This is a genomic window from Bradyrhizobium arachidis (genome assembly GCF_015291705.1).
Taxonomy (GTDB): domain Bacteria; phylum Pseudomonadota; class Alphaproteobacteria; order Rhizobiales; family Xanthobacteraceae; genus Bradyrhizobium; species Bradyrhizobium arachidis.
Genome location: NZ_CP030050.1, coordinates 5240375 through 5263126, shown reverse-complemented (window position 1 = coordinate 5263126; position 22752 = coordinate 5240375). Strand labels below are relative to the sequence as shown.

Below are 22752 nucleotides of genomic sequence, written 5' to 3'. Positions count from 1 at the left end.
GCAACATAGGACGCGGATTTGCGCAACGGAACTACCTGAAGGCAGTTCCCGGTGGAAACTCTTCACGTGCAGCATCCCGGCCACACTTCTGATTCAGAATGGTATTTTAATGGGCTTTGGGCGGTCAGAAGACGAAGCTGGCGGCCCGTTCCAGCCCGGGAAGCACCGGGGCTGCGGCATCGAACAGCGCCCGATGGCCGAATTCGCCGTGGGTATGGGTCACGATCATGGCCCGCGGCGGCCTGGACTGGGCCGAAACGCCGAGTAGACGCCCGCCCTCCTTCAGCTGCCCGAGCAGCCCTTCCGGGATCACTTCGGTGGCGCCATTGAGGATGATGACGTCATAGGGAGCGGCAGACGCATCACCTTCGGTGCAGGCCGCAGCCTTGCAGGTGACATTGGCCATGCCGGCCAGGGCGTCCTTGGCCTTCGCGGCCAGGGCCGAATCGCATTCCGTCGCAGTGACCTGGCGGGCAAGCTTTGCGGCCAGCGCGGCGAGGTATCCCGTGGCGCAGCCGACGACCAGCACGTTGTCGTCCTCGCCGATCTCGGCGGCCTGGAGCAGCTTGCCGGTCAGCGCCGGCTTGATCAGGAAGCGCTTGGCGCCACCCTCGCTCACGTCGAGATCGAGGTCGAGATAGGCCAACGCCTGCCGCACCGCCGGCACGAACGCCTCGCGCGGAACCGTGAGCATGGCGTCGAGGACGCGGCGATCGGTGACGTCATTGGTGCGCACCTGGCCATCGACCATTTTGAGGCGCGCGGTCGAGAAACCGGACATTTGCGGACCCTGCAATGCGGACGATGCCGCGGACGGAAGTTGGCGGCATCTTTGGAACAGGCTCCGCGAAAACGCAACACGTCCGTGGGCCCGGGCAAAGCCGGAGCTGCGCCAGTCACGGCATGAGCAGACGCTGGACTACTCGATCGTGACCGCGAGCCGGCCGATCAGCGCTGCGACCTCGTCGAGCCGGGTCGAATCGGGCGTCTCGACCGCTCGCGCCAGGCGGGCGAGGCATTCATCGTCGCTGAGCTCTGGAAGGTCGGCCGGCAGAATCGAGGGAGCCATGTGGGCACGGTCGATCTGGATGTCGGGCATGGGAATCAGCTCCGTATGAGTCCGGCCCTAGGAAATTCAATTTGAATTAAGTCGATTTGGCGCCGCCCCCGTGGCGCGACGGCGAGCGCCCACACAAAAGCTTGAGCGATTCTACGCTGGATCGAGGCGATCGCTGCTGGACAGCACTTGAGCAATGTTGCTCACCGCATCAGGATGCGGATGTAAATCATTGCAAATGCGATGAAATTTGGCTCCCCGGGCTGGATTCGAACCAGCGACCATCCGATTAACAGTCGGATGCTCTACCGCTGAGCTACCGAGGAAAAGGGCGAACCAGTCGTTCGCGCGGGGTGCGTATAACAAAGCCGCTTGCGCTTGCAAAGGACGAATTCGTCATCATCCGCAACGCGCCTGAGGAAGGGCCGCCGGGCGGCCCCTCCTCCGCGGCATGTCAGATTACTCGGCGACGAACGAGGTCGTCTTGGTGCCGGGGTCGTAGCGCAGCCGCAGCGCGGTGAACTTGCAGAGGTTGACGTTCTTCCACAGCACCGACTCGTCATAATTCTGCCAGTCGACGCGGATGTTCCAGACACATCCCTCGTCATCGTCGTCGAACTCGACATAGGTGCTCGCCTGGTTCTGCAAAACCTTGTCGAGCTCGTTGTCCCATTCGTCGAGGCCATCGTCCGGCGCATTGAAGCCCAGGAATTTGATGGCATAGCCGGTCTCGTTGACGACAGTGACGTTGCGGGCGTCGGCCGCGAAGGCCGTCGTGGTGGCAAGCATAAGGCCGGCGGCGATCAGTCCAGACAGAAAATACTTCATATGAAATCCCCCGATCGAAAAAGGCTCCAGTGCCTACGTCGATCGGCGCAGGCGCCGCGGCAACCAACGGCGTTGCCTCAAGAAATCGTCCGGAGTGCGATCGAAAGGTTCAACACGCGATCGATCAGCACTCCGGCACGTTGCGCGACGCGAGACGCGCGGGGGAGTTCATATCTTTTCGAATTCTCCGCAGCAATGAATGGGCATTCATAGATCGGCGTTGTTTGTTTGCTCCGGTGCGGGCGCCGGCACCGCGGCGCCGTTGCTCTTTCCGGTGACCGCGCCGACCAGCGCTTTCACGGGATCATCGCCCGGCGCAAAGCCGCTCTGGCGCAGGATCTCGTCGATCATCGGACGCAGCGCGTGCACCTTGAGCAGCTCGCCGGCAAGCCCTTCGCCGAAGCCGACGCTGCCGCCGCCTACGCCGCTACCATTGCCGCCGAAGGCGCCGCCGGTATGCAGGATGCGGACGTCCTTGAGGTTGGCGATCGGCTTCACCATCTCGGCCAGCGCCGACGGCATGGTCTCGATCCGCTTCTTGGCGATCTCGAAATCGATGACATTGCTGCCGAGCTTGTTCTGCGCCTCGTTCTTCATGGTGATGACGGCGGCCTCGGCCTCGCCGATGTTGCGAACACCGACCGCCTTGATCTTGTTGGACTCGGCTTCCGCCGTCGCCAGCGTCTTGACGGCCTCGGCGCGGTCGAGCGAGGCCTTCTTCTCGGCTTCAGCCGCGACGATCAGTTCGGTCGACTTGCGCTCGGCCTCGGTGCGGGCGGCCAGCACCTGCGTCAGACGGGCGCGATCGGCGACCTCGACGGCGCGCGCGGTCACGACTTTTTCCTCAGCCGAGACGGCCAACGCTTCGGCCGCCTTGGCTTCGGCCACGGCCTCCGAGGTCTGCTTGCTCTTGGACGCGATCTGGATCTCGTTCTCCTGCGTTGCGATCTGGATCTCGCGCTGGGCATCGGTCTTGCGCTTGTTGATGGCGAGATCGGACTCGATCACGGCGGTTTCCTTGACCTGCTTGGCGCCCGCCTCCTTCTCGGCAACCGCCCTGTCGGTATCGATGCGGGCATTCTCCTCGGTCAGGCGCGCGGTCTGAGTTGCGGTCGCGACCTCGGCGCGGGTGCTCGCGGTCTTGTTGGCGATGTCGCGCTCCTGGGATAGCTCGGCCTCCTTCTTGGTCCGCTCTATCCCCAGCGTCTGCTGGCGCGCTTCGAGATCCTTCTGCGCGATCGCCACCTCGTTGTCGCGGACGATGGCGTTACGGTCGCGGCGGCGGGTCTCGGTGATGGTCTTGAGTTGGGTCAGGCCTTCGGCGTCGAAGAAGTTTTCCGGGTTGAAGAACTTGACGTCGGTCTGGTCGAGCTTGGTCAGTGAGACCGACTCCAGCTCGAGGCCGTTCGATTTCACGTCGGACTCCACGGTCGCCTGCACGTGCTTGACGAAATCCGAGCGCTTTTCCTGGAGCTCAAGGATGGTCATGGTCGCTGCCACCGACCTCAGACCGTCGACGAATTTTGCCTCGACCTGGTTGCGCAGCGCCTCGGCGTCGTTGGTCAGTGCGCCCAACGTCTGGCTCGCGAGCGCAATGCTCTCGTCGTCGGGACGGACGCGGACGTAGAATTCGGCAACGATGTCGACGCGCAGGCGGTCCTTGGTGATCAGGGACTCCCGCTCCTTGCGTTCGACGGTGAGCCGCAGCGTCTTGAGATTGACGCTGGCATAGGAGTGGAAGATCGGCAGGATCATGGCGCCGCCGTCGAGCACGACCTTCTTGCCCCCGAGGCCGGTGCGCACGAACGCCTCGTCGCGGGTGGCGCGCTTGTAGAGGATGGTGAAGACGATCCCGAGGACGACGATCAGCGCGACGCCGATCATGGCCGGGACTGCGATGTCGAACATGACTTGCTCCAATAATGACTTGCTGGGTGCTTAGAGATGGCTTGTTAGAGTCGGCTTGGACGGCTTGAGTTCATCGTCGGCCTTCACCGCCACGAAGCGGGTGCCGTCGCGATCAACCAGCAGGACCATGGTTCCCTGCGGCAATGGTCCCGATGCGGGCGCCGCAACCGCCCAGACGAAGTGCCTGTTGCCGTGGATGTCGGCGACGCTGACGCGGCCGGGCGGTCCCTGGTCGAGCGGACCGATGACGACCTCGCCGACGCGGCCGACGAGATCGCCGAGGCCGACGGCATAGCTTTCATCCTTGGGAATGAGGCGCGCGATGGCACCGCTGGCGGCGCGGACCAGCGGCACCGACACCACAACGGCCCCGGCTGACGCGACCGTCGCCGGCAAGGGACCGGCGACCATCCGCGCGATGTCCTGGATCAGGAATCCAGTGATGGAGAAGGCGCCGAGGGCCAGCAGCAGGAAGATCAGCAGCGGCACGCCACCGACATTGACCCAGGAGATGGCGTTGATGACGCCATTATCGCTGGGGTGACTGAAATCGATGCTGGTGCCGAGCATCTCGCTCAGCGAGGCTCCGACCAGCATCGAGACCACTTCGATCGAGCCGACGATGAGGATCATGGCCGCCGCAACCGCGAACGGCCTGACCTCCGGCGCCATGACGTGTTCGAGCAGTGCGCTCATGACACGGCACTCAGGAGCGCGACTTCAGCCGCGCCAGCCTCGCTGCAATCTCCTTGTCGCGATGGAGCGCACTGAGCTCGTCGATGTCGCTCGAATAGGGGATGCTGGCGGGCACGCCGGTGGCCCGCGCCACCGCCCTGCCCGCGCGCAGCGCCTTCGCCGCCGCGGAGCTGCCGCCCTGTTTCCGGGGTGACGTGGCAGCCTGATGGCTCGCGTGAGCCTCGCTCTTTTCCAGATCGGCGCGGCGCTGCTCGGCATCCTGGAGCGCCGAGAGCACGGCGCGCAGCGAGGTCACGCATTGCTCGATCTTCTCGTTGTTCTCGTCGATGGCGCGGGAGAGCACCTCGAACTGCGCCTCCAGATCCATCTGCCGCGCGATGCCGGCACGGGCGAGATCGTCGCGATTATCGGCGATCGCGCCCTCGATCTTGGCGGCGAGATCGGTCATCTCGCGCTCGATCTCGGTGCGGCGCGCGTTGAGGCGATATTCCTCGGCGCGTGCGGAGGCGAGCGCATCGCGCGCCTCGCTCTCGGCGCGCTCGATTTCGCGGATGGCCTGTCCGACCACCTTGATCTTGTTCTTGCCTTCCGCCTGCTCGATCGCGTCGTAAGCGATCCCGGCGATCAAGCGCCCGACCCGGGACAGGAAGTTGTCGGGGGCGGCAGCGATGGTATCCATAGCGTTCTCCTCCTCTGGCAGACTGTTCGGCGTGACGCCGTAGTGAACTTCGAAACCGTCGTCGGTGCGGATCAGGTGCGCGGGCACGCTCTGCCCCCAACCCTCGGCATAGCCGGCATAGTCGAAGGGCACGCTGAAGCGTCCCTGCACGGTCGCAATCGAGATGGTCGCCGGGCCCTTGATCTTGGCGAGCTTGTCGTCGAGCGGCAGGCGGCGGCCGGCCGCGGCGCGATAATCGGCGCGGTCGCGCAGGCCGAGCGTCACCAGCCGCGAGGGCAGCGCGGTCTCTTTGCGGATCGGCTCATAGGCATGGGCGTGCAGCAGGACGACGTTGGAGCCGACATTATGGGTCCGGGCGACCTCGTCCAGGATCTCCATCATGCGGTCGTAGGCCTGGAATGTCGCCTCCATGGCGGCCCTGGCGGCCGGGTCAGGGGCAAGCCTGTAACGAAGCGCAGACGGCGCGTTTCGGGGCGACGGGCTCATGGAAAGCACTAAAGCACCATTTTGGTGCTTTAGGAAGAGGAAGGTCAATCACGTTCCGCTGATCCTGATGCACTCTACCGTTAGTCGCGGTGGCTAGGGCCGACGTTCAAGGCCGCTCTCTGTTTGCAAAGGTCCCGTGTCCCGGCTTAGCGCGGCAACGCTTGTTGCGTTGCTGCGCTAAGCCGGGACCCACGCCGCGGCCACCGCTCTGAGACGTGTGGACTCCGGTAAGTCTGTCGATCGGGGTGGGCTTGGGGCACCTGGCAAGCGAGTTACCCTCGGTGGTGGTGGCCGGAAAAGGCCGTGCGGCTTTCCAATGAGTATGGCCGCACGGCCTGGAAGCGGTGATCAGAAGATCTTAGCCGCGCTCTGTAGCGTGACCCAGACGCCCCAGACTAGCGGGATGCCGACAAAAGCCCAGAACAGGACCGCCTTCAGGTCTAGTCCGCCAAGCCCGATTCCAAACGAGCCGGAAGGTCCCGATGCGCTCGCGCTTGCTGCGGCCGCCTGCACGTTTGCGACGCCCGTCTCGCGCATGTGCCACTTTGGGTTGACCGGCCTGATCAGGTAATTGCAGATCAAACCTGCGAACAGCATCGCACACAGAATATACATCGTGGTGTTGTAGAGCTGGTCGGACTTGACGCCAGCCGCCAGCTGGAATTCGCGGATATAGTTCACCACGACCGGGCCGATAATTCCCGCCGTCGACCATGCAGTCAGCAGACGGCCGTGGATTGCACCGACGTATTGGGTACCAAACATGTCGGCAAGATAGGCCGGAACGGTCGCAAATCCACCGCCATACATCGACAGGATGATGCCGAAGCCGAGGACGAACAGCAGCTTCGAACCCATCGCCGCGAACGTCGGCGCCAGCGCATAGAGAACGATACCGAGGATGAAGAACGTGTAATAGGTGTTCTTGCGGCCGATCTTGTCGGACAGGGACGCCCAGAAGAAGCGACCGCCGATGTTGAAGAGCGACAGCAGACCAGTGAAGCCGGCCGCGATACCCGCGATCGTCGCTTTCTGGGCGACGGTCAGTTGATTGAAGCCGACATCCGGCAATCCAATCAGCTTGCCCGCGAAGATTTCCTGGAGCATCGGCGAAGCCATCCCGATCACGCCAATACCCGCCGAAACGTTCAGGCAGAGCACCCACCAGATCAGCCAGAACTGGGGAGTCTTGTGCGCGTCCTTGAGGTGTACGTTATACTTCGAGATCATCGTGTTGGTCTCGGCCGGCGGCGCCCACCCCTCCGGACGCCAACCCGCCGGCGGCAAACGATAGCGAAAGGCGCCGATCAACATGAACACGAAATAGATGACGCCCATCGCAACGAAGGTCTCCCACACGCCGACCGAGGTCGGCGACCTGAAATAGTTCATCAGAAGGCTTGCCAGCGGCGCGCCGATCATGGCGCCACCACCGAAGCCCATGATCGCCATGCCGGTCGCCATGCCGCGTCGATCGGGAAACCATTTCACCAGCGTCGACACCGGCGAGATATAGCCGATGCCGAGACCAATGCCGCCGATGACACCCGAGCCCAGCCACAACAGCCAAAGCTGGTGCGTGTAGACGCCGATCGCCCCAAGGAAGAGGCCGCCGCACCAGCACAAGGCGGAGACGAGCCCGGCCTTGCGCGGCCCAACCCGCTCCAACCAGCCACCCCACACCGCTGCGGCGATGCCGAGAAGCACGAAGAACAGCGTGTACATCCAGCCGAGGCTCGCAACCCTCCAGTCACAGGTCGTTGTGAACAATTCCTGGACGAGCGTCATGTCGGGACAGGCCTTCGGTGCCGTCAGTCCAAGCGCGCGCGACAGCGGCAGCCAGAACACGCTGAAGCCGTAAGCCATGCCGATGCAAAGGTGAACACACAGCGCGGCTGGCGGGACCAGCCACCGATTGAAGCCCGCTCTCGCAATCGTGCGCTCCCTGTCGAGAATGCCGCCTCCGGAGCGAGGCATGGCTCCAGCGCTACTGATCGTCGTCATCGAGATTATTCCCCTGTAATTTCCAAATACCGGGCGGGTCTGCCGCCCACGATCCCCGCATTCAACTCGCAGTGCGAGCTTGATTGCAGCCGGCACACCATCGAGACGCGCAGGATCGTTAAGCGCATTCGACAGACCGCAACGGATATGCCCGGATGTGCAGGCTGCGGGTGCTTGGTCCTTCGAGTTCGCAGCGGGCGCCGCGAGGCACGACAGAACTCCGCAATTGCTTGCGGAGAAACCGATCGGCACTGGAATTCAATGTGTGTCGATACGATGGCGAATTTCGTTGGGGGCGGACAGGATCGAGGAGGAAATGAGACTCCCCTTCTGGTGTCATCGCCCCCGCGCGGCGCAAACCGGAGGAATCAGTCTGCTTTGTCCCGAGTCGCTCAAGTTGCGATCGGACACCGGTGCGAGGGTCGATGAGAAATCAATGCCACCGGCGAACGCAAGCGAGGTTGGTCTGATCGACGATCATGACTGGTGAGTGCTCGCCGTCGAACTGATCTCGTGGTTGAAGAGGGAATATGCCGAAGCCGTCGATTTGTCTCTGTGAGGCGGAGCATCGGACGGGTTGCAGCTGCATCCGGTGCTCCGATACTCACTCAAGCTCGAGGGACTTGTAGCGGCCGTTTTCGTCAATCGCCGTTCCCCAGATCTTGTGCGACGCCTGGTGTTCGGCACGGCTGAAATTGAGAGAAGTGCCGAGGCCCAGATCGAGATTGTGCGTATTCTCAAGAACGTCGATCAGTCTTTCAGTATCGAGCTGCGCGCCTGTCCGTTTGAGTGCCTGGATCAAGACGTTGGCGGCGATATAACCTTCAAGCGACACGTAGTCCGGCGCCTCTCCCGGAAAATATTTGGCGAGCGCATTTTTGTATTCGAGGACAGCGCTGGAATAGCCGCCAACCGCAGGCACCACCTGTGTCACGATGACGCCATTGGCGAAGCGCGGCCCAAGCAGCATCAATTCATCGGCAAGTGCGGTGCTGCCCACGAACGAGACGTTGGTGTAAATCATTGCAGGAAAAGCATCGCGCGTCTTCTCGATGAACTTGGCGGCGGCCCGGTAGGTTGCAACCATGACCACGGCTTTGATCGTGCCCTTTTGCGCCTTCAACTGATTGACCGCGTCGTCGACGTCCACCGTATTCCGCTTGTAGTTGAGCCGGAGAATGGAGCTGTCGTTCAGGCCGAGCGAACGAAACGCCTTTGAGACGCCCGTAAATCCGGCATCACCATAGGAATCTTGCTGGGCGAATACGGCGATTTGTCGGGGCTGCAGCCGGCGCAGCTTTATCAAGTAGCGGACGGCGGCGTCGGTCTCCTCCGCGTAGCCCGCGCGATAGTTAAACACATACCGATCGGGAGGGTCGTTGCGCAGAACATTCGCCCCCGTGAACGCGCCGAAGAACAATGCCCGCCGCTCGAGCGCGTAGGGTACTGCGACGGCAGCGGTTGGCGTTCCCACATTTCCTATGAAGCCGAAGATCTGATCCTTTTCGTAGAGTTGCTTCATGGCATCCACAGTCCGCGTCGGCTCGTAGCCATCATCCGCCGAGACCAGCCGGAGCGACCGGCCCTCCACGCCGCCGGCATCGTTGGCCTGATTGAAAGCGGTATCGATCCCGAGTTTCATCTGCCGCCCGAGTTCCTTCGCCGGACCGGAGAACGGTGCCACCATCCCGAACCGGATTTCGTTCGCGGTCACTCCGCGCGCGGTGGAGGCGAGAGCCGTTCGCGGCAACGACGCCGTGGGCGCCGTCGCGGCAGTGACTGGCGCCGTCCCGATCGCGTCGATCAGTGATGCCGACTTCCCGGCAAGCGACTGTTCGAGATCGGCAAGCTGACGTTCCGCCGTTCTGCAATTGGTCCGGCCTGCGGTCAGAGCATTGCGGCCATCCGCGACATTGCGATCGAACAGCTGCGAGAGACCGTCGCGGTCGGTCTCGTTGGACGCGTTTGCCTTGATCACCGCCTGGAATTTGTCGACGATGAACTGGATCCGAGGGCGCGCGACGTCCGGGCACGCCAGCGCCGAACCAACGATCGGCCCCACGCGGCCCGCCAAGTCGCGCACGACATTCAAATTGTCGCCAGGCGCGGCGCCCGCGGCGGTCGTGAACAAAGCGCCAAGTGCAACCGCTATCCAGCGCAATCGCGAGTTCTGCACGATCGTCAAGCCATATCCGATATCGCGCATCGTCGCTGTCTCCGTATATGCCATTTCAATCATTGCGACGTCTCGGCGGAACCGGTCTTTTGGCGCCATTCCATGAATTGCTGAAGTAGCTGTTCGGACTGCTCGGGCGTAACGGTTTGGCCGGCGCTTTGCTGTGGCCGCGCGGTTTTCATCGACTGCACGGCCGCGGCGAAGGACGCGGCGATGGCGGACTCCTGTTGAGCCTCAACCTTCAGGGCAAAGAACAGCGCCGCGACCGCCGAGACGCCAACGGCCGCCACCACGAACAACGTCTTGCGCCCATTCCGAACGCGCCGCGGCGTCGAAGGCTTCTCCATGACCTCAGGCTCGAGTGGCCGACGCAACGATTGGTAGACTGCATTCTCGAGCGCCTCGACTGAAGCGCGCCGCTCAGCGGGGGCCTCGTCTGGTTCGAAGTGCAGGTCGTCAAGAGCGGATAGTGGCGACCGTGACATCTCGCGAATTCGGCGGGGCGCATAGTAAAGTGGATCATGGGGGGTAGTTCGGTCTTGCTCACTCAAGGGACTCATACGCTAATCCTGTGATGCTCTGTTGTTGTGAATTGGCGCTTTTGCTGCCCTCGGAAAAGCTGAAAGCAAAGAGGGCGGCACACAGAAAATCTCTGTCGTCCCGGTCGAACCGCAACCATCGATTGGCAGAGAACTCAAGATGTCGGATGCCGATCCAACATCGCGGGATGCGATACGCATCTGACCGCGAGAATAACCCCGAACCTTCACCGCCCCGCCGGTCTCCGTTGCCTCACTTTCGACATCTATCCGCTTGCCGGCGCAAATGGTGTGGAACCTCACTCCGACGTGATGCAGCTAGCGCGCGATTAAGTTCGAAACGAGGCCGCAAGTTGGCTGCAATGGTCCTTGGAACTTTTGACGGACGCATCGGCATCTCCGAAATCCTGGTTTCCGCTCCCCACTCGTGATTCAATCGAAGTGACCCAGATCGGTCCCATATGATCGCCAGAGAGGTCTGGAGCTGTCGAGCGCACCACTCGTGGATGCGCCGCGTCCGGGGCACGAGACGGAGGTCGTGAGGCTCCCTCTACATCATCATTGCGACGAAGCTCTTGCGACGAAGCAATCCAGAGTCATTCCGCGGAAAGATTCTGGATTGCTTCGCTTCGCTCGCAATGACGGCTGGACGCCTCACCTCTCGCCCTAACTTGCATCTCAACACGCAGACATAGATCCGCACCCTCGCGGCTTGGTTCGCCCGAGCGTTGCTTCATCTCGACACCCTCTTCTGTCAGAGGGCGCAGGGAAGACCGGGTGCCGGCTGGCACCCACGGTCCACTGTGCGAAGGATGCGCTACGAAATTTGCACAGCGGCATACAGGTGACGCCGGAAACAACCCGGCCTTCCCTGCGCAGTGGCTTTACGGCTTATGCCGAGCTCTCCCCGGGGAGCGATGCACTATTGCCCCCGTCGCCTTGCAGATGGCTGATGTGCCCACCCGGTCGGGCAGCACACATCACGGCAAGACTTGGCGCACAGACCCCGGGCGCCAGGACGACACGGTTTTACCGTACGCTGACCGCACCGGTCGTATGCGCGAGATCGTCGCTCACGGTTTCCCGCCCTGCGATCCTCATCGCGCCGACGCGGCCTGCGTCCACCGCCATTCATCCCGCGTTTCGTGACGATCGCGATACGCCCCTCTGACAGGGATGAGGTGAAACAGGACTACGACAAAGCCGAATTTCGGTAAAGTAGAATCTTTTTGGGTGAACTGATTGACCCGCAAATTGGGTGTTTTGCCCATCGGGTGCCGCAAGGGCTTGTAGTCTTGTAGCCCGGATGAGCGAAGCGACATCCGGGATTCGTGCGAGCGGCGGTCCCGGGGATCGCTTCGCTCACTGGGCTACGAAAGCCGAGCTCACGGCCGACGGCACACCAGGTCGATCTCGATCAGCGCGTCATAGGCAAGTCCGGTGACGCCGACGCAGGTGCGGGCCGGCAGCCGATCTGACGGAAAGAACGTGAGGTAGGTCTCGTTCATCGCGGCGTAGTCCTCCTTGAAGCGCGTCAGATAGATGCGCGTCATCACGACGTGCTCGAGGCCGAGATCGAGGCCGGCGAGAACCACCTTCAGGTTCTCCATCACCGCACGGGTCTGGGCGACGATGCCGTCGGGCAGCATGCCCGGCGTCTGCGGCGTGTCCGGCATCTGGCCGGTGACGAAGACAAAGCCATCGGCCTCCACCGCGTGGCTGAACGGCGCGACCGGCTTCGGTCCGCCGCTGATCATGTGGAATTTCACCTGAGATGTCCTTGTTAAGTCGCCTCCTGAAACAGGCGCTTGCTGAGGATGGCGTGCACGCCCCAATTACCGTCGACGACTTGCGTGACGCCGAAATCGACGGCCGCCGACATCAGCGCGATCGCCTCGTCCTCGCTGAGGCCTTTGACGTTCATCAGGAAGCGCCGCATCTTGCGGAAGGCATCCTTCATGGCGAGGTCGAGAGAGGATTTTGCGTAAACCTCGCTCTGGCCCTGCGCGCCGAACTCGGCGAGGTAGTTGGGGTGGCTGAAGCCGGTCAGCACCCAGTCGGTCGCGGTCTCGATCAGGGGATAAGAGAGATCGGCATAGGGCTGACCGGCGAGATCGGCCTTCTTGTGCAGGATCACCTCGAATGTGCCGGTCATCGAGCATTCGATCGCGGTGCCGCTGAGTTCGCCGTCGCCTTGAGCTGCGTGGGGATCGCCGACGGACAGCAGCGCGCCGGGCACGGAGACCGGAAGATAGACGGTCGCCCCCTTCCCCAGCCGCCAATTGTCGAGATTGCCGCCGAAATAGGACGGCGGCACTGAATCGACGAAATCGACCTCGCGCGGCGCCACCGCGATGACGCCAAAATGCGGCCGCAGCGGAATGCGGATGCCGTCGAGCACGGCATGTCGGCGCTTGATCGTGCCCGATACGACGGGGACGCCGGGATAGTCGTAGGTGGTGTGGACGACGCCGAACGGATCGGTCTGCGGCTCCCAGCGGTAAGAATAGAGCGCGCGAGCGTGCGGAGCTTTCTCGTCGTCGAAAATCTCGTAGATCGTGACGGCCTCGCGCGGCTTGGGGCCCCCGAGAAACTCGTTGTAGTGATAGCCCCACCATGCCGCGACGGAGGAGCCGAACACACGGCCGGCGTAGTCGGGATTGCGGCTCGCGCGCGGTACGATGTCCAGGATACGGACCTCCAGCACATCGCCGGGCTGGGCATCCTTCACCGCAACGGGCCCGGTGCAGATGTGCACGCCAAACCCCTCGCCGGCACCGCGGCCGAACACGCTGGCATCCATTGGCCCGGCGCCGCGGCGATCGACGTTCTTCCTGTCGCGCGTCCAGCCGAACACGCTTTCGGCGCCGGCATCGCCCGCGATCATCATGTCGGGAGCATCAGAGGCGTGCTGCGTCAGCGTCTCGATGGTGATGGTATCGCCGGAAGCAATCTCGATCTGCGGCGGCAGCGAGCGGCTGAAATAGCCCCAATGAACGCGGCTGGCCTCGACCGGGAGGTGGTGGTGCCTGCGCTCGGCCGTCGTCCGTTCTTCGGCGCCGGGACGCGCAATGCTGCTTCGGGCCTCCACGCTCTGATGCGCGCGCAATTGTGCCAGCGCCTCCTGCGGCCAGCCGCGCTGTCCCGCTGCGCCATGCTGTGAGGTCGCCCGCTCCGCCTCCTGCTGGCGGAACTCGCGCGGCGGAAGGCCGAAGCGATGGCGAAAGGCGCGGCTGAAATGCGCGGAATCGCCAAAGCCGTATGCGTAGGCGATCTCCGAGATCGAGCGATGTGCCTCAGTCGGATTGGACAGGTCAGCCCAGGCCCGCTGAAGCCTGCGCTCGCGGACATAGTGGGTAAAGTTATCGCCGACCGTCTCGAACAGTTTCTGCAAGTACCGCTCGGAAATGCCCTCGGCCTGCGCCACGCGCGCCGGCACCAGATCTGGATCGTCGAGCCGGCGCTCGATGGTCTGGCAGATCCGGTGCAGCAGCGCAGCCTGGGTCGCGCTCGATCCGGGGTCCGAGGTCGAGGCCGCAAGTTGATGCGCGAGTGTCAGCAGGAGGTCGACGAGAGACTGCGCGACCCAATTCCATTCGGCATCGCTCAATGTGTCGAGCGTGCGCGCGGTGGCGTCCAACAGGCGTGAGAACACATCGGCAAAGCCGCTGGGCGGGACGACGCGGGGCTCGCCGAGCCGCGGCTTGCCCGAGAGCCGTCCGTGCAGTGCTTTTGAGGTCACCGACAGCACGACTGCGCGCATGTCACGCTGGAACACGATACTCCAGTCGCCGTTGCGCGGCAGCAGCAGGAGATGGCCGACGGGAACGATGCGATGGCCGCCAGCGCTCTTCAGCACCATGCCGTCCTCGACCGGCATCAGCGCGATCGGAAGGTCTTCATGCGTTTGCGCGAGCGGCGCGATGCTCTGCGCGCCGGCGGCCATGCGCGTCAGCGCAACACCCGCGGCGTGGCGATGCGATGCCGTCGCGTGCCCGTCGAAGAAGCTGTGGGCGCCCGCGGGTTGCAGGCCGACCGCGGCCAGCACGTCCCGCCAGGCTTCGGGGCGGTCGTCTTGCGCGTAGGACTCGCTCGTGAACGGACGGAAGCTCATCGGATCGACCCAGATTGCGGTCGATCGAAGCAACCTCCGTGCCAGCCGCACGCGATCATCCGTCGCCGCGACGGGCCACAGGCGGGGCTTGTCCTTCACGCGTTCATCCCAAAAACGGAATGTCTGTCAATGCATTAGTCGCATCGGAAAATGCTCTTGCGGATCGTGCCGTGGACGCCCCAATTGGCGTCGACGACCTGGGTGACGCCGAAATCGGCGCCGACCGACAGCAGCGAGATCGCCTCGTCCTCGCTCAGGCGATGCACCGTCATCAGGAATCTCCGGAGTTTGCGGAACGCATCGCGCATCGCACGGTCGAGGCTCGAATGATTGGCAATCTCGGTTTGCGCATCGGCGCCGAGCGCGGCGAGATAGTTCGGATAGGTGAAGCCGTAGAACGACCAGGCATGGTCGGTCTCGAGCATGGGATGGTCGAGGCCTTCGAGATGGGTGCCGGCCAGATCAGCTTTCTTGTGCAGGATGAACTCGAAATCGCCGGTGAGTGAGGTCTCGATCGCGGTGCCGCCGAGCTCGCTGTCACCTTGGGCCGCATGGGGATCGCCGACCGAGAAATAGGCGCCGGGGACTGCGACCGGATAGAACATCCGCGCGCCCTTGCCGATGCGCCAGTCATCGATGTTGCCGCCGGTGTAGCTCGGCGGGATCGAGCTGACGAAATCGGCTTCCGACGGCGCGAGGCCCATGGTGCCGAAATGCAGTCGCGCAGGCACCTTCACGCTGGAGAGGATGTTCTCGCGCTTTTTGATGGTGCCGTGGTCAACGCGCACGCCGGGATAGTCGATGGTCGGATGCACGATGCCGTCGGGGTCCGTCTGCGGCGTCCAGACGTAGTTGTAGACGGCCTTTGCGTGGGGCTCGCCCGCGGTGTCGAGCTCGAAGATGGTCACGACCTCGCGCGGCTTCGGCTCTTCGATCAGGTCGTGATAGTGAAAGCCCCAGTTCGCCGCGACATTGGAGCCGAAGCAGCGGCCGGCGTGGCAGGCGCTGCAGCTCGGCCGCGGCCGGACATCGAGGATCCGCACCTCCAGAATGTCGCCGGGCTCGGCCCCTTCGATCGCGACCGGGCCGGTGAGCAGATGCACGCCGATCCCCTCGCCCGCGCCGCGGATGAACGGGCCCTCGACCGGGCCCGAGCCGCGGCGCGCGACTGCCTTGTGCTCACGCGTCCAGTGGAACACGCTCTCGGCGCCGGGATCGCCCTGGATCATGCGTTCATAATCGTCGTTGGCATGATGCGTCAGCGTCTCGATAGTGGCGCGGTCTCCCGAGCGTAGCGTCAGAGCCGGCGCGACCTTCTTGGAGAAATAGCCCCAGTGAACGGTCTTGGGCGAAACCGGCAGCGTCACATGCTTCATGAGGTGGCCTCTTCGGGGGTCTTGAACGTGATGGAGAGAGCGCTCATCGCACCGCCTCTGGAGTCTTGTCGGTTTCCATCACGCTGAGGAAACGCGCGGTCAGCGGATTGCGGGGATTGGAGAGCACCTCGTGCGCCGGTCCCTCCTCGATGATCGCGCCGCCGCTCAAGAACGCGACACGGTCGGCGACCTCGTCGGCAAAGCGGATCTGGTGTGTCGAGATGATCATGGTGAGGCCGTCATCGATGGCCAGGCGGCGGATCACCTCCAGCACCTCGTTGACGAGTTCGGGATCGAGCGCCGAGGTCGGCTCGTCCAGCAGCAGCACGCTCGGGTTCGGCGCCAGCGCGCGCGCAATGGCGACGCGTTGCTGCTGGCCGCCGGACAGATGCCGCGGCAACGCATCGGCGCGATGCGAGAGCCCGACCCGGTCGAGCAGCTCGGCGGCGCGGCGTTCGGCATCAATGCGGGTCATGCCGTGGACCCAGCGCAAGGGACCGGCGATGTTCTCCTTGGCCGAGAGATGGGCGAACAGATTGAACTGCTGGAACACCATGCCGACGCCGACGCTGGCGCGCTCATTGGCAATGGCGCGCGGCGACAGCGGCTTGCCATCTTCGCCAAAGCCGAGGCGGCGGCCGCCGACGCGGATGGTGCCAGCGTCCCAGTTCTCGAGATGGTTGATACAGCGGAGCAGCGTGCTCTTGCCGGAGCCGCTGGGGCCGAGCAGCGCCACCACCTCGCCCACGCGTACGGTGAGATCGAGGCCGTCGAGCACCTTTTGCGGGCCGTAGCTCTTGGTGAGGTCCTTGGCTTCGACCGCGATATTGTTGCGCGCAATCGTCGCGGCGCGGCGGGCGCGTTCCTCGCGGGTCAGGGCCAGCGGCGGGGTGTCGGTCAGCTCAGCCGGTGCGGGCTCGGGATCGGCGCCAGCCGCATCGGCAAGGTCGAGCTTGGTGGCAAGTTCAACGCGGCGCCAGGGGAGATAGTCGGCGAGCTTCCGCTCGCGGCGCGTGGTGCGATCGAGGTCGAGCAGCCATTCGGCGAAGAGCTGGATGCCGCTGATGGTGGCGGTCAGCACGAGATACAGCAGTCCCGAGGCGAAGAAGATCGAGAAGAAGTCGAAGGTCGAGGACGCCAGCTGGGTCGATCGCAGGGTCAGCTCCTGCACCGCGACGACGGAAGCGAGCGAGGAGTTTTTCAGCGCGCTGACTGCCTCGTTGCCGAAGGCCGGGATCATGGTGCGGATCGCCTGCGGAGCGATCACCCGGCGCATCAGGATGGATGGCGTCATGCCGAGGGCCTGGCCGGCCGTCAGCTGTCCGCGATCGACGCCGAGTACGCCGGCACGCAGCATTTCCGCGATGAACGGCGCCTCGTTGCAGGCGAGCGCCAGGCCCGCGGCCAGCACCGCCGGCAGCTTGATGCCGATATGCGGCAGCGCGTCGTAGGCGAACACCATCTGGAGGATCAGGGGCGTGCCGCGGAAGATCACGGTGTAGCCCCGGGCGATCGCCGCCAGAGGCCAGAAGCGCGAGAGCTGCATGCCGGCGAGGATCAATCCGAGGATCAATCCGCCGCCGAGCCCGAGGGCAGTCACCTCGAGGGTGAGCTCGATGCCCTCGAGCAGATACGGCATGCTCAGGTAATGGAGGAACAGCGACATCAGTCAGCCGTCAGAATGTCCGGCTCCTTGAAGTTGTTCACGTCTAACCCATGCTTCTTCAGAAGCTCCATATGCGTGCCGGCCTTCTGCACCTCGATCAGCGCGGCGAGCACGGCGTCGCGGAATTTCGGCTTGTCCTTGGGAACGGCGATGCCGACCGAATACGGGATCGTCACCGCGATCGCCTTCTCCAGCTTGTCCGGATAGGCCTTCACCGCGCTGTCGACGGTGTTGACGTCGTTGATGTAGGTATCGGCGCGGCCGGCGAGGATCGCCTGGATGCAGTTGGCGTTGTTGTCGTAGAGCTGGATGGTCGGCTCGGGCTTGCCGGCCTTCTTGCACTCCGGGATCAGCGCCTGGATCAGGGGCACCTCGACATAGCCGGTGTTCTCGGCGGCCGCCGTGCCGCACATCGACATGTTGATGCCGTTGATGCCCTTCGGATTGCCCTTGGCGACCAGCACGCCGTCGAACACCTTCGATAGGTGATGAAGTCGGCGGCCTTGGCGCGCTCCTTGGTCGCGTAGATGTCGGAGATCACGATGTCGGCCTGGCCGGCGGCGAGCGTGGTTAGGAGCGCTGCGAAAGTCACCGGCTTGTAGGTCAGCTTGAAGCCGAGGCACTCGCCGATAGCCTCGCCGAGATCGATGTCGAAGCCGATATACTTGCTGGGATACTTGGGATCGATCGTCTCATAGCCCGGCGTATGCGGGTTGATGGCGTTGACGAGCGTCTTGCCTTTCCAGTCCGGATATTTCTCCTGGAGTGCGGCGCAGGCGGCCGGTGCGGCGGCGTGCGCGCTCAGCGGTGCTGCGGCGACCAGGCCGACAGCGAGCACGGCACCAAGCGCGGCCTTGCGCCACGGCTGCGATGCGCGCGCGATCCCCCGCGCATGGGGCAATAGCCGTCTCTCCATCTCCTGCTCCTTCGAATTGTCATGGCGCTGGCCATGTTCCAAATCCCGGAAGGAAGCCTAGGTGGAGCGGCCCGCGAAAAGCTTGTCCGCGGGCGTACAAAAAATTGGACGGACGAGCCCGCGATTTGGGCACGGGGCTGCACAAAAACTGTTCGTGCGCGATGCACGCTACCGCGCGCAATTCCGAATTCGGGTGAACCACATTATCCTGAATGGCGCATCGATTGGCGCGACAGGAGAATCAGATGATGAAGTTATTTGACAGAGATATGACGACAGACGACGGGAATGCGGCGCGCGGCCGACACATCTGCGTCCGGTATCCACAGCACTCCACAGGCTGTCCGCAGCATATCCACAGGCTGATCATGCCGGATTCGCGAGCCCGCGCAGGCCACTTGCTGCGCACAAAACCACAGGTCAGCTATGTCAGCCGCCGGCCTGATCGAACACGGTGCGGCAAGCCTCGCTCAAGCTTGACCGGTTACGGCGCAGGCAGGCCGTGATCGCGCGGACATTGGGGATTTCGCCGGCGCAGAGCCGGTAGACGTCGGGGGTGCAGGCCCGGCGCTGCTCGGGCGTCCCCTGCGCCTGGGCGGCGGAGGCAAACAGCGCCAGGAATAGTCCGACCGTCGAGGCGCGACGCGCCCGGCTCTTCACACCCGCAAACCGCAAGAACCTCGCCTTCATGACCAGTCTCCCGCTCTGCCCGACCGGCCACCATTGGCCGGTGTGTGAAGGCGTAGGAGAAATAAACCGCCGAGAATGTGATCTCTTTCACACTGGCGTTGCGCCCGGGCTGCCTAGATTTGCGCGGGGATTTTTCAGGAATCGCTAACCAATCGGGCCGCGATCGTCGGATCGTTAGAATTCGAACGATCGGCTCAATTTGGAAACAAACCGGCTTTGCGACATTCGCGCTCCGAATTGCCGGAGGGTGTGATGAGCGAAGCCGAATTCAACTTGCTGCTGGATGCCGTCCGGGACGCCATGGTCCATCAGGATTTTGAGCCCGCGGCGGAGGAGGAATTCGTGCCCCGCTCGTGGAGCTTCAACGCGACGCCCAAGGCTGCGAATGACAATGAGGGCGCCTGGCCCCTGCTGCCGTTTCCGGACGGCTGGTACGCGGCCGGCTGAGGCCACTTTCATGATGAGCCGATGCGCCCGCGAGTCGCGGGCGTTTTGCTTTTTGGCCAAGCGCCGAGCCCGGCGCGGCCGCGATCAGGTCTTGACGCGCTCCTCGCCGTCCTGCGGCACCCTGTCGGGGATGGCCGGCGGAAAGATGCTGTCATAGATCGCGCGGGCCTCGCGAATGAGACGGGCCCGCTCCAGCTCGGATTTCGGGACAAATCGGACGATGTCGCCCACGGCTGCTCCAGCGCTCGGGTGATGGGGAATGCATCGCTTCGCAGATGCGAAGTCTATGCCATCGGGCCTGAATCGCCGGGTTCCGCCAAGCCCCGGGCAAATCCGGTGACGCCGCCCTGTCTCTCCTCGGCCAGCCCCAGGCAAAACTGCTCGAACTCCCGAAGCTCGTCGATAATGCGCTGATCCTGCCTCGTGGGCGCCGATCAGACTCCGACGCCCATGCTCTCGCCAAGGCTGCCGAGCCCCCTGGTTCAGCTTCTTCGGTTTGCTGTCGGCGATCAGCTTCGGGAGGTACTGAAGAGCCTCGCTGTCGCGCCCACGGAAATATTCAATCGCGCGATTCGGCAGCACTCCTCGCGGAAGTGCCTCCTGAAATTCGGCAATAGGGCTTCAGGGTAGGCTTTCGCCGCAACCCTCCGACCGTCCTCGTAGACGAGGGCGTAAGTTGGCGCGGTGTCTATACCGTGACTATCCCTCAACCATTTGCAGTATATTCGGCCGTGCGAGATGTCGGGCACCATGTGCTCCGGCAGCGTGTAGCAGCGTACCACAATTGTCGGCCTGATAGTTCTCGTACCCACTGCGGGTCTCGCCATCACTTATGCGCCAGAGCCTTTCAGAACCAGAGTTCACGACTCGCTTGTAAACACGTCATTGGTTGGCGCTGCGATCGTCGCACTCGAACGCGTGAAAAACGTAGCCCGCAAGTGGTGAGACTGGCGGCCCGCCAGCGTGAACCGGCGGCCTCGTGCCAGTCTCCCTCAGGGAAGCGGCGGCGCAGCACGTGCTTGATCGATCTCGGGCTGATCTGCGGCGCATTGACGGCTGCGATCTCTGGGTGTTCATCTATCCTTTGACGTTGTGGTCCTGCGGAGTGGCAGCCATGGCACAGAACATCGTAGCCGGATGCGTCGCAGTAGCTTTGATTATCTTGGCGTTGATTGGCTACGCCCAAAAGCACCATCAATGTTGGAACGGGCACGTGGTCAAAAATTGGCGGCAAGGGCACGTGCTTATAACCCGTGAGCGCTGCGGATACCCTAGCCCTTCAATCTAACGGACCAAGGCGAACCGCGTCGTCAAATGAAAGCGCGGAACCGAAGCCCCGCGCCCTTGTCGTTTTATCGTCTGAGCCGGCGGGCATGCGCCGCCAGCCGCTGGCGGTCGCGCTTCCCAGTCCGCGGCGATGGTCGATGCCGCTCTGAAGGCAGCCGCGCGGACGCCGGAACCGAATGGTAGCAATCCGGTAGCAGTCCGCATCAGCGGAACGGATAGGGAATTATTTTTGCAAGTAATTTCAGAAGCTTGTGATGGAGGCCACGACCAGAATTGAACTGGTGTACACGGTTTTGCAGACCGTTGCGTAACCACTCCGCCACGTGGCCCCATAAGGGCGGACCAATATAGGGGATCAATGGCTTAGGCAACCCCGACCGGGTGCCTACGTCCTGGCGCCGCCGAGATAGCGGCCGAGAATTTCCTCGGTCGTGCCGCAAGCCGCGATCCGCCCCTCGTCCAGCAGGATTGCGCGGTTGCAGGTCGCCTTGATGAGATCGACGTCGTGCGAGGCGAGTACCAGGATGCCCGCGCGCGCCACGATCTCGTCGAGCCGCTGCCGCGCCTTTTTCCGGAATTGCTGGTCGCCGACGCCGATCCATTCGTCGAGCAACACGATCTCGCCCTCGACCGCGGTTGCGACCGCGAAGGTCAGGCGCAGCATCATGCCGCTGGAATAGGTGCGCAGCGGCAGGTCGAGCCGGTCGCCGAGCTCGGTGAACTCGGCGATCTCCGCGCGGCGAGCGTCGATCTCGGCGCGGCGGGCCCCGATCACGAGCCCGCGCCGCATGATGTTCTCGTAGCCGGTGGCCTCCTCGTCGAAGCCGGCCGACAGGTCGAACAGCGACAGGCACCGGCCGTTGACGTCCACACTGCCCGCGGTCGGATGGTAGATGCCGGCGAGGACCCGCAGCAGCGTGGTCTTGCCGGCGCCATTGGCGCCGACGATGGCGAGACGATCGCCGGCGCGGATGTCGAGATTGACGCCGCTCAAGGCCGAGACGATGTGCGGGACCGCCGCATTCCGCCGCAGCGTCACGGCGCTGACGAAGCGGCTGCGCAGCGAGCGGTCGCGGAACGACAGCACCGGAAACGTCACCGAGACGTCGCGCAGGGAAATGTGGGCGGCAGTCGTCATGCGCGCCTCACAGCCAATACGCCACGCGATGACGGTATCGGGCGTAGCAGGACAGGCCGATGATTGCGACGACGCCGGCATAGAGCGCCCCGAGCAACCATTGCTCGGGATCGGTCGGCTGCGACAATAGCGGCCTGCGCACGAGATCGAGCAGCGTGGCGAAAGGATTGACGCGGACCAGCCAATGGAACGTCGTGCCGCGCACGGTCTCCTCGGTCCAGATGATCGGCGTGAGAAAGAAGACGAACTGCAATCCGCTCACGATGGCCGAGCCGATGTCGCGAAAGCGCGCGCAGAGCATGCCGAGCGCGACCGAGCCGCCGAGCAGCACGATGAGCAGGATCGCAAATCCGGGCACGACGAGCAGCATGCTCCAATGCAGCGGCCACGGCATCACCAGATAGAGCAGGACGACGATCACCAGATGATGGGCGAAGATGAGGACGTTGCGCGCGATCATCTGGAGCACATGCACGATCAGCGGCGCCGGCACCGCCTTGATCAGATGACCGGAGGCGACGAAGATGTTGGAACCCTCCTGCAGCGTGGTCGCGATCAGCGTCCACACGATCAGGCCAACGGCGAAGGGTGGCAGGAAAGCGGTGATATCCTGCTTGAACAGCGCCGCGTAAACCGTCCCGACGCTTGCGATCGTGGCGGCAAGCGTCAGCGTGATCCAGAGCGGGCCGATGACGGTGCGCCGGTAGCGCAGCGAAATGTCCATCAGCGCGAGCGTGCCCCAGCA

The 22752-nt window shown here is 63.6% G+C and carries 19 protein-coding genes, 2 tRNA genes and 1 pseudogene; 1 reads left to right on the top strand and 21 read right to left on the bottom strand.

Features of this window, described 5'->3' with window-relative positions:
* Positions 1-124 precede the first annotated feature (124 nt).
* From WN72_RS24585 to WN72_RS24510, 16 genes and pseudogenes are all read right to left on the bottom strand, one after another.
* A complete protein-coding gene (locus WN72_RS24585) occupies positions 125-781 on the bottom strand; it encodes a protein-L-isoaspartate O-methyltransferase family protein (protein ID WP_027558026.1) in 657 nt (218 codons plus the stop codon).
* 138 nt (positions 782-919) lie between these two features.
* A complete protein-coding gene (locus WN72_RS24580) occupies positions 920-1099 on the bottom strand; it encodes a hypothetical protein (RefSeq protein ID WP_027558025.1) in 180 nt (59 codons plus the stop codon).
* Positions 1100-1308: 209 nt separating this feature from the next.
* Positions 1309-1383: transfer RNA gene (locus tag WN72_RS24575), tRNA-Asn, on the bottom strand.
* Between the two features lie 133 nt (positions 1384-1516).
* A complete protein-coding gene (locus tag WN72_RS24570; RefSeq protein WP_027558024.1) occupies positions 1517-1885 on the bottom strand; it encodes a hypothetical protein in 369 nt (122 codons plus the stop codon).
* A 207-nt stretch (positions 1886-2092) separates the two neighbouring features.
* On the bottom strand, positions 2093-3793 hold the full coding sequence (locus tag WN72_RS24565) for a flotillin family protein (RefSeq protein WP_027558023.1): 1701 nt from the start codon (positions 3791-3793) through the stop codon (positions 2093-2095).
* 30 nt (positions 3794-3823) lie between these two features.
* Positions 3824-4489 carry an OB-fold-containig protein gene (locus WN72_RS24560; protein ID WP_092217238.1) on the bottom strand — a complete coding sequence of 222 codons (666 nt, stop codon included), beginning with the start codon at positions 4487-4489 and terminating at the stop codon, positions 3824-3826.
* 10 nt (positions 4490-4499) lie between these two features.
* Complete coding sequence (locus WN72_RS24555; RefSeq protein ID WP_092217237.1) at positions 4500-5663, bottom strand: PspA/IM30 family protein; 1164 nt, start codon at positions 5661-5663, stop codon at positions 4500-4502.
* Between the two features lie 339 nt (positions 5664-6002).
* Positions 6003-7658 (bottom strand): OFA family MFS transporter, encoded by a 1656-nt coding sequence (locus WN72_RS24550; RefSeq protein WP_027558020.1) that lies wholly within the window; start codon positions 7656-7658, stop codon positions 6003-6005.
* A 604-nt stretch (positions 7659-8262) separates the two neighbouring features.
* On the bottom strand, positions 8263-9864 hold the full coding sequence (locus WN72_RS24545; RefSeq protein WP_244553797.1) for an ABC transporter substrate-binding protein: 1602 nt from the start codon (positions 9862-9864) through the stop codon (positions 8263-8265).
* A gap of 29 nt (positions 9865-9893) precedes the next feature.
* Complete coding sequence (locus WN72_RS24540) at positions 9894-10181, bottom strand: hypothetical protein (RefSeq protein WP_143130646.1); 288 nt, start codon at positions 10179-10181, stop codon at positions 9894-9896.
* Positions 10182-11758: 1577 nt separating this feature from the next.
* Positions 11759-12142 carry a RidA family protein gene (locus tag WN72_RS24535; RefSeq protein ID WP_092217235.1) on the bottom strand — a complete coding sequence of 128 codons (384 nt, stop codon included), beginning with the start codon at positions 12140-12142 and terminating at the stop codon, positions 11759-11761.
* Between the two features lie 14 nt (positions 12143-12156).
* On the bottom strand, positions 12157-14487 hold the full coding sequence (locus tag WN72_RS24530) for an acetamidase/formamidase family protein (protein ID WP_167380932.1): 2331 nt from the start codon (positions 14485-14487) through the stop codon (positions 12157-12159).
* 134 nt (positions 14488-14621) lie between these two features.
* Positions 14622-15863, bottom strand: coding sequence for an acetamidase/formamidase family protein (locus WN72_RS24525; protein WP_092217233.1), 1242 nt, complete (start codon positions 15861-15863; stop codon positions 14622-14624).
* A gap of 43 nt (positions 15864-15906) precedes the next feature.
* Entirely contained in the window at positions 15907-17529 is a 1623-nt protein-coding gene (locus WN72_RS24520; protein WP_092217232.1) for an amino acid ABC transporter permease/ATP-binding protein, read from the bottom strand.
* Positions 17529-18445 (bottom strand): annotated as a pseudogene (locus WN72_RS24515) (ABC transporter substrate-binding protein). The gene WN72_RS24520 and the pseudogene WN72_RS24515 overlap by 1 nt, the downstream one beginning before the upstream one ends.
* A gap of 429 nt (positions 18446-18874) precedes the next feature.
* Complete coding sequence (locus tag WN72_RS24510) at positions 18875-19135, bottom strand: hypothetical protein (protein ID WP_027558013.1); 261 nt, start codon at positions 19133-19135, stop codon at positions 18875-18877.
* A gap of 252 nt (positions 19136-19387) precedes the next feature.
* On the opposite strand from WN72_RS24510, the gene WN72_RS24505 reads away from it, so the two are divergent.
* Complete coding sequence (locus WN72_RS24505; RefSeq protein WP_027558012.1) at positions 19388-19582, top strand: hypothetical protein; 195 nt, start codon at positions 19388-19390, stop codon at positions 19580-19582.
* An 84-nt stretch (positions 19583-19666) separates the two neighbouring features.
* Here WN72_RS24505 and WN72_RS24500 read toward each other — a convergent pair whose 3' ends face one another.
* From WN72_RS24500 to WN72_RS24485, 5 genes are all read right to left on the bottom strand, one after another.
* Positions 19667-19813 (bottom strand): hypothetical protein, encoded by a 147-nt coding sequence (locus WN72_RS24500; RefSeq protein WP_167336504.1) that lies wholly within the window; start codon positions 19811-19813, stop codon positions 19667-19669.
* Between the two features lie 278 nt (positions 19814-20091).
* Entirely contained in the window at positions 20092-20334 is a 243-nt protein-coding gene (locus WN72_RS47985) for a BstA C-terminal domain-containing protein (RefSeq protein WP_488226272.1), read from the bottom strand.
* Positions 20335-21124: 790 nt separating this feature from the next.
* Positions 21125-21198 (bottom strand) — tRNA-Cys (locus WN72_RS24495).
* A gap of 56 nt (positions 21199-21254) precedes the next feature.
* Complete coding sequence (locus WN72_RS24490) at positions 21255-22007, bottom strand: ABC transporter ATP-binding protein (RefSeq protein WP_092217231.1); 753 nt, start codon at positions 22005-22007, stop codon at positions 21255-21257.
* A 7-nt stretch (positions 22008-22014) separates the two neighbouring features.
* Entirely contained in the window at positions 22015-22731 is a 717-nt protein-coding gene (locus tag WN72_RS24485; RefSeq protein WP_092217230.1) for an ABC transporter permease, read from the bottom strand.
* Positions 22732-22752: the final 21 nt, after the last annotated feature.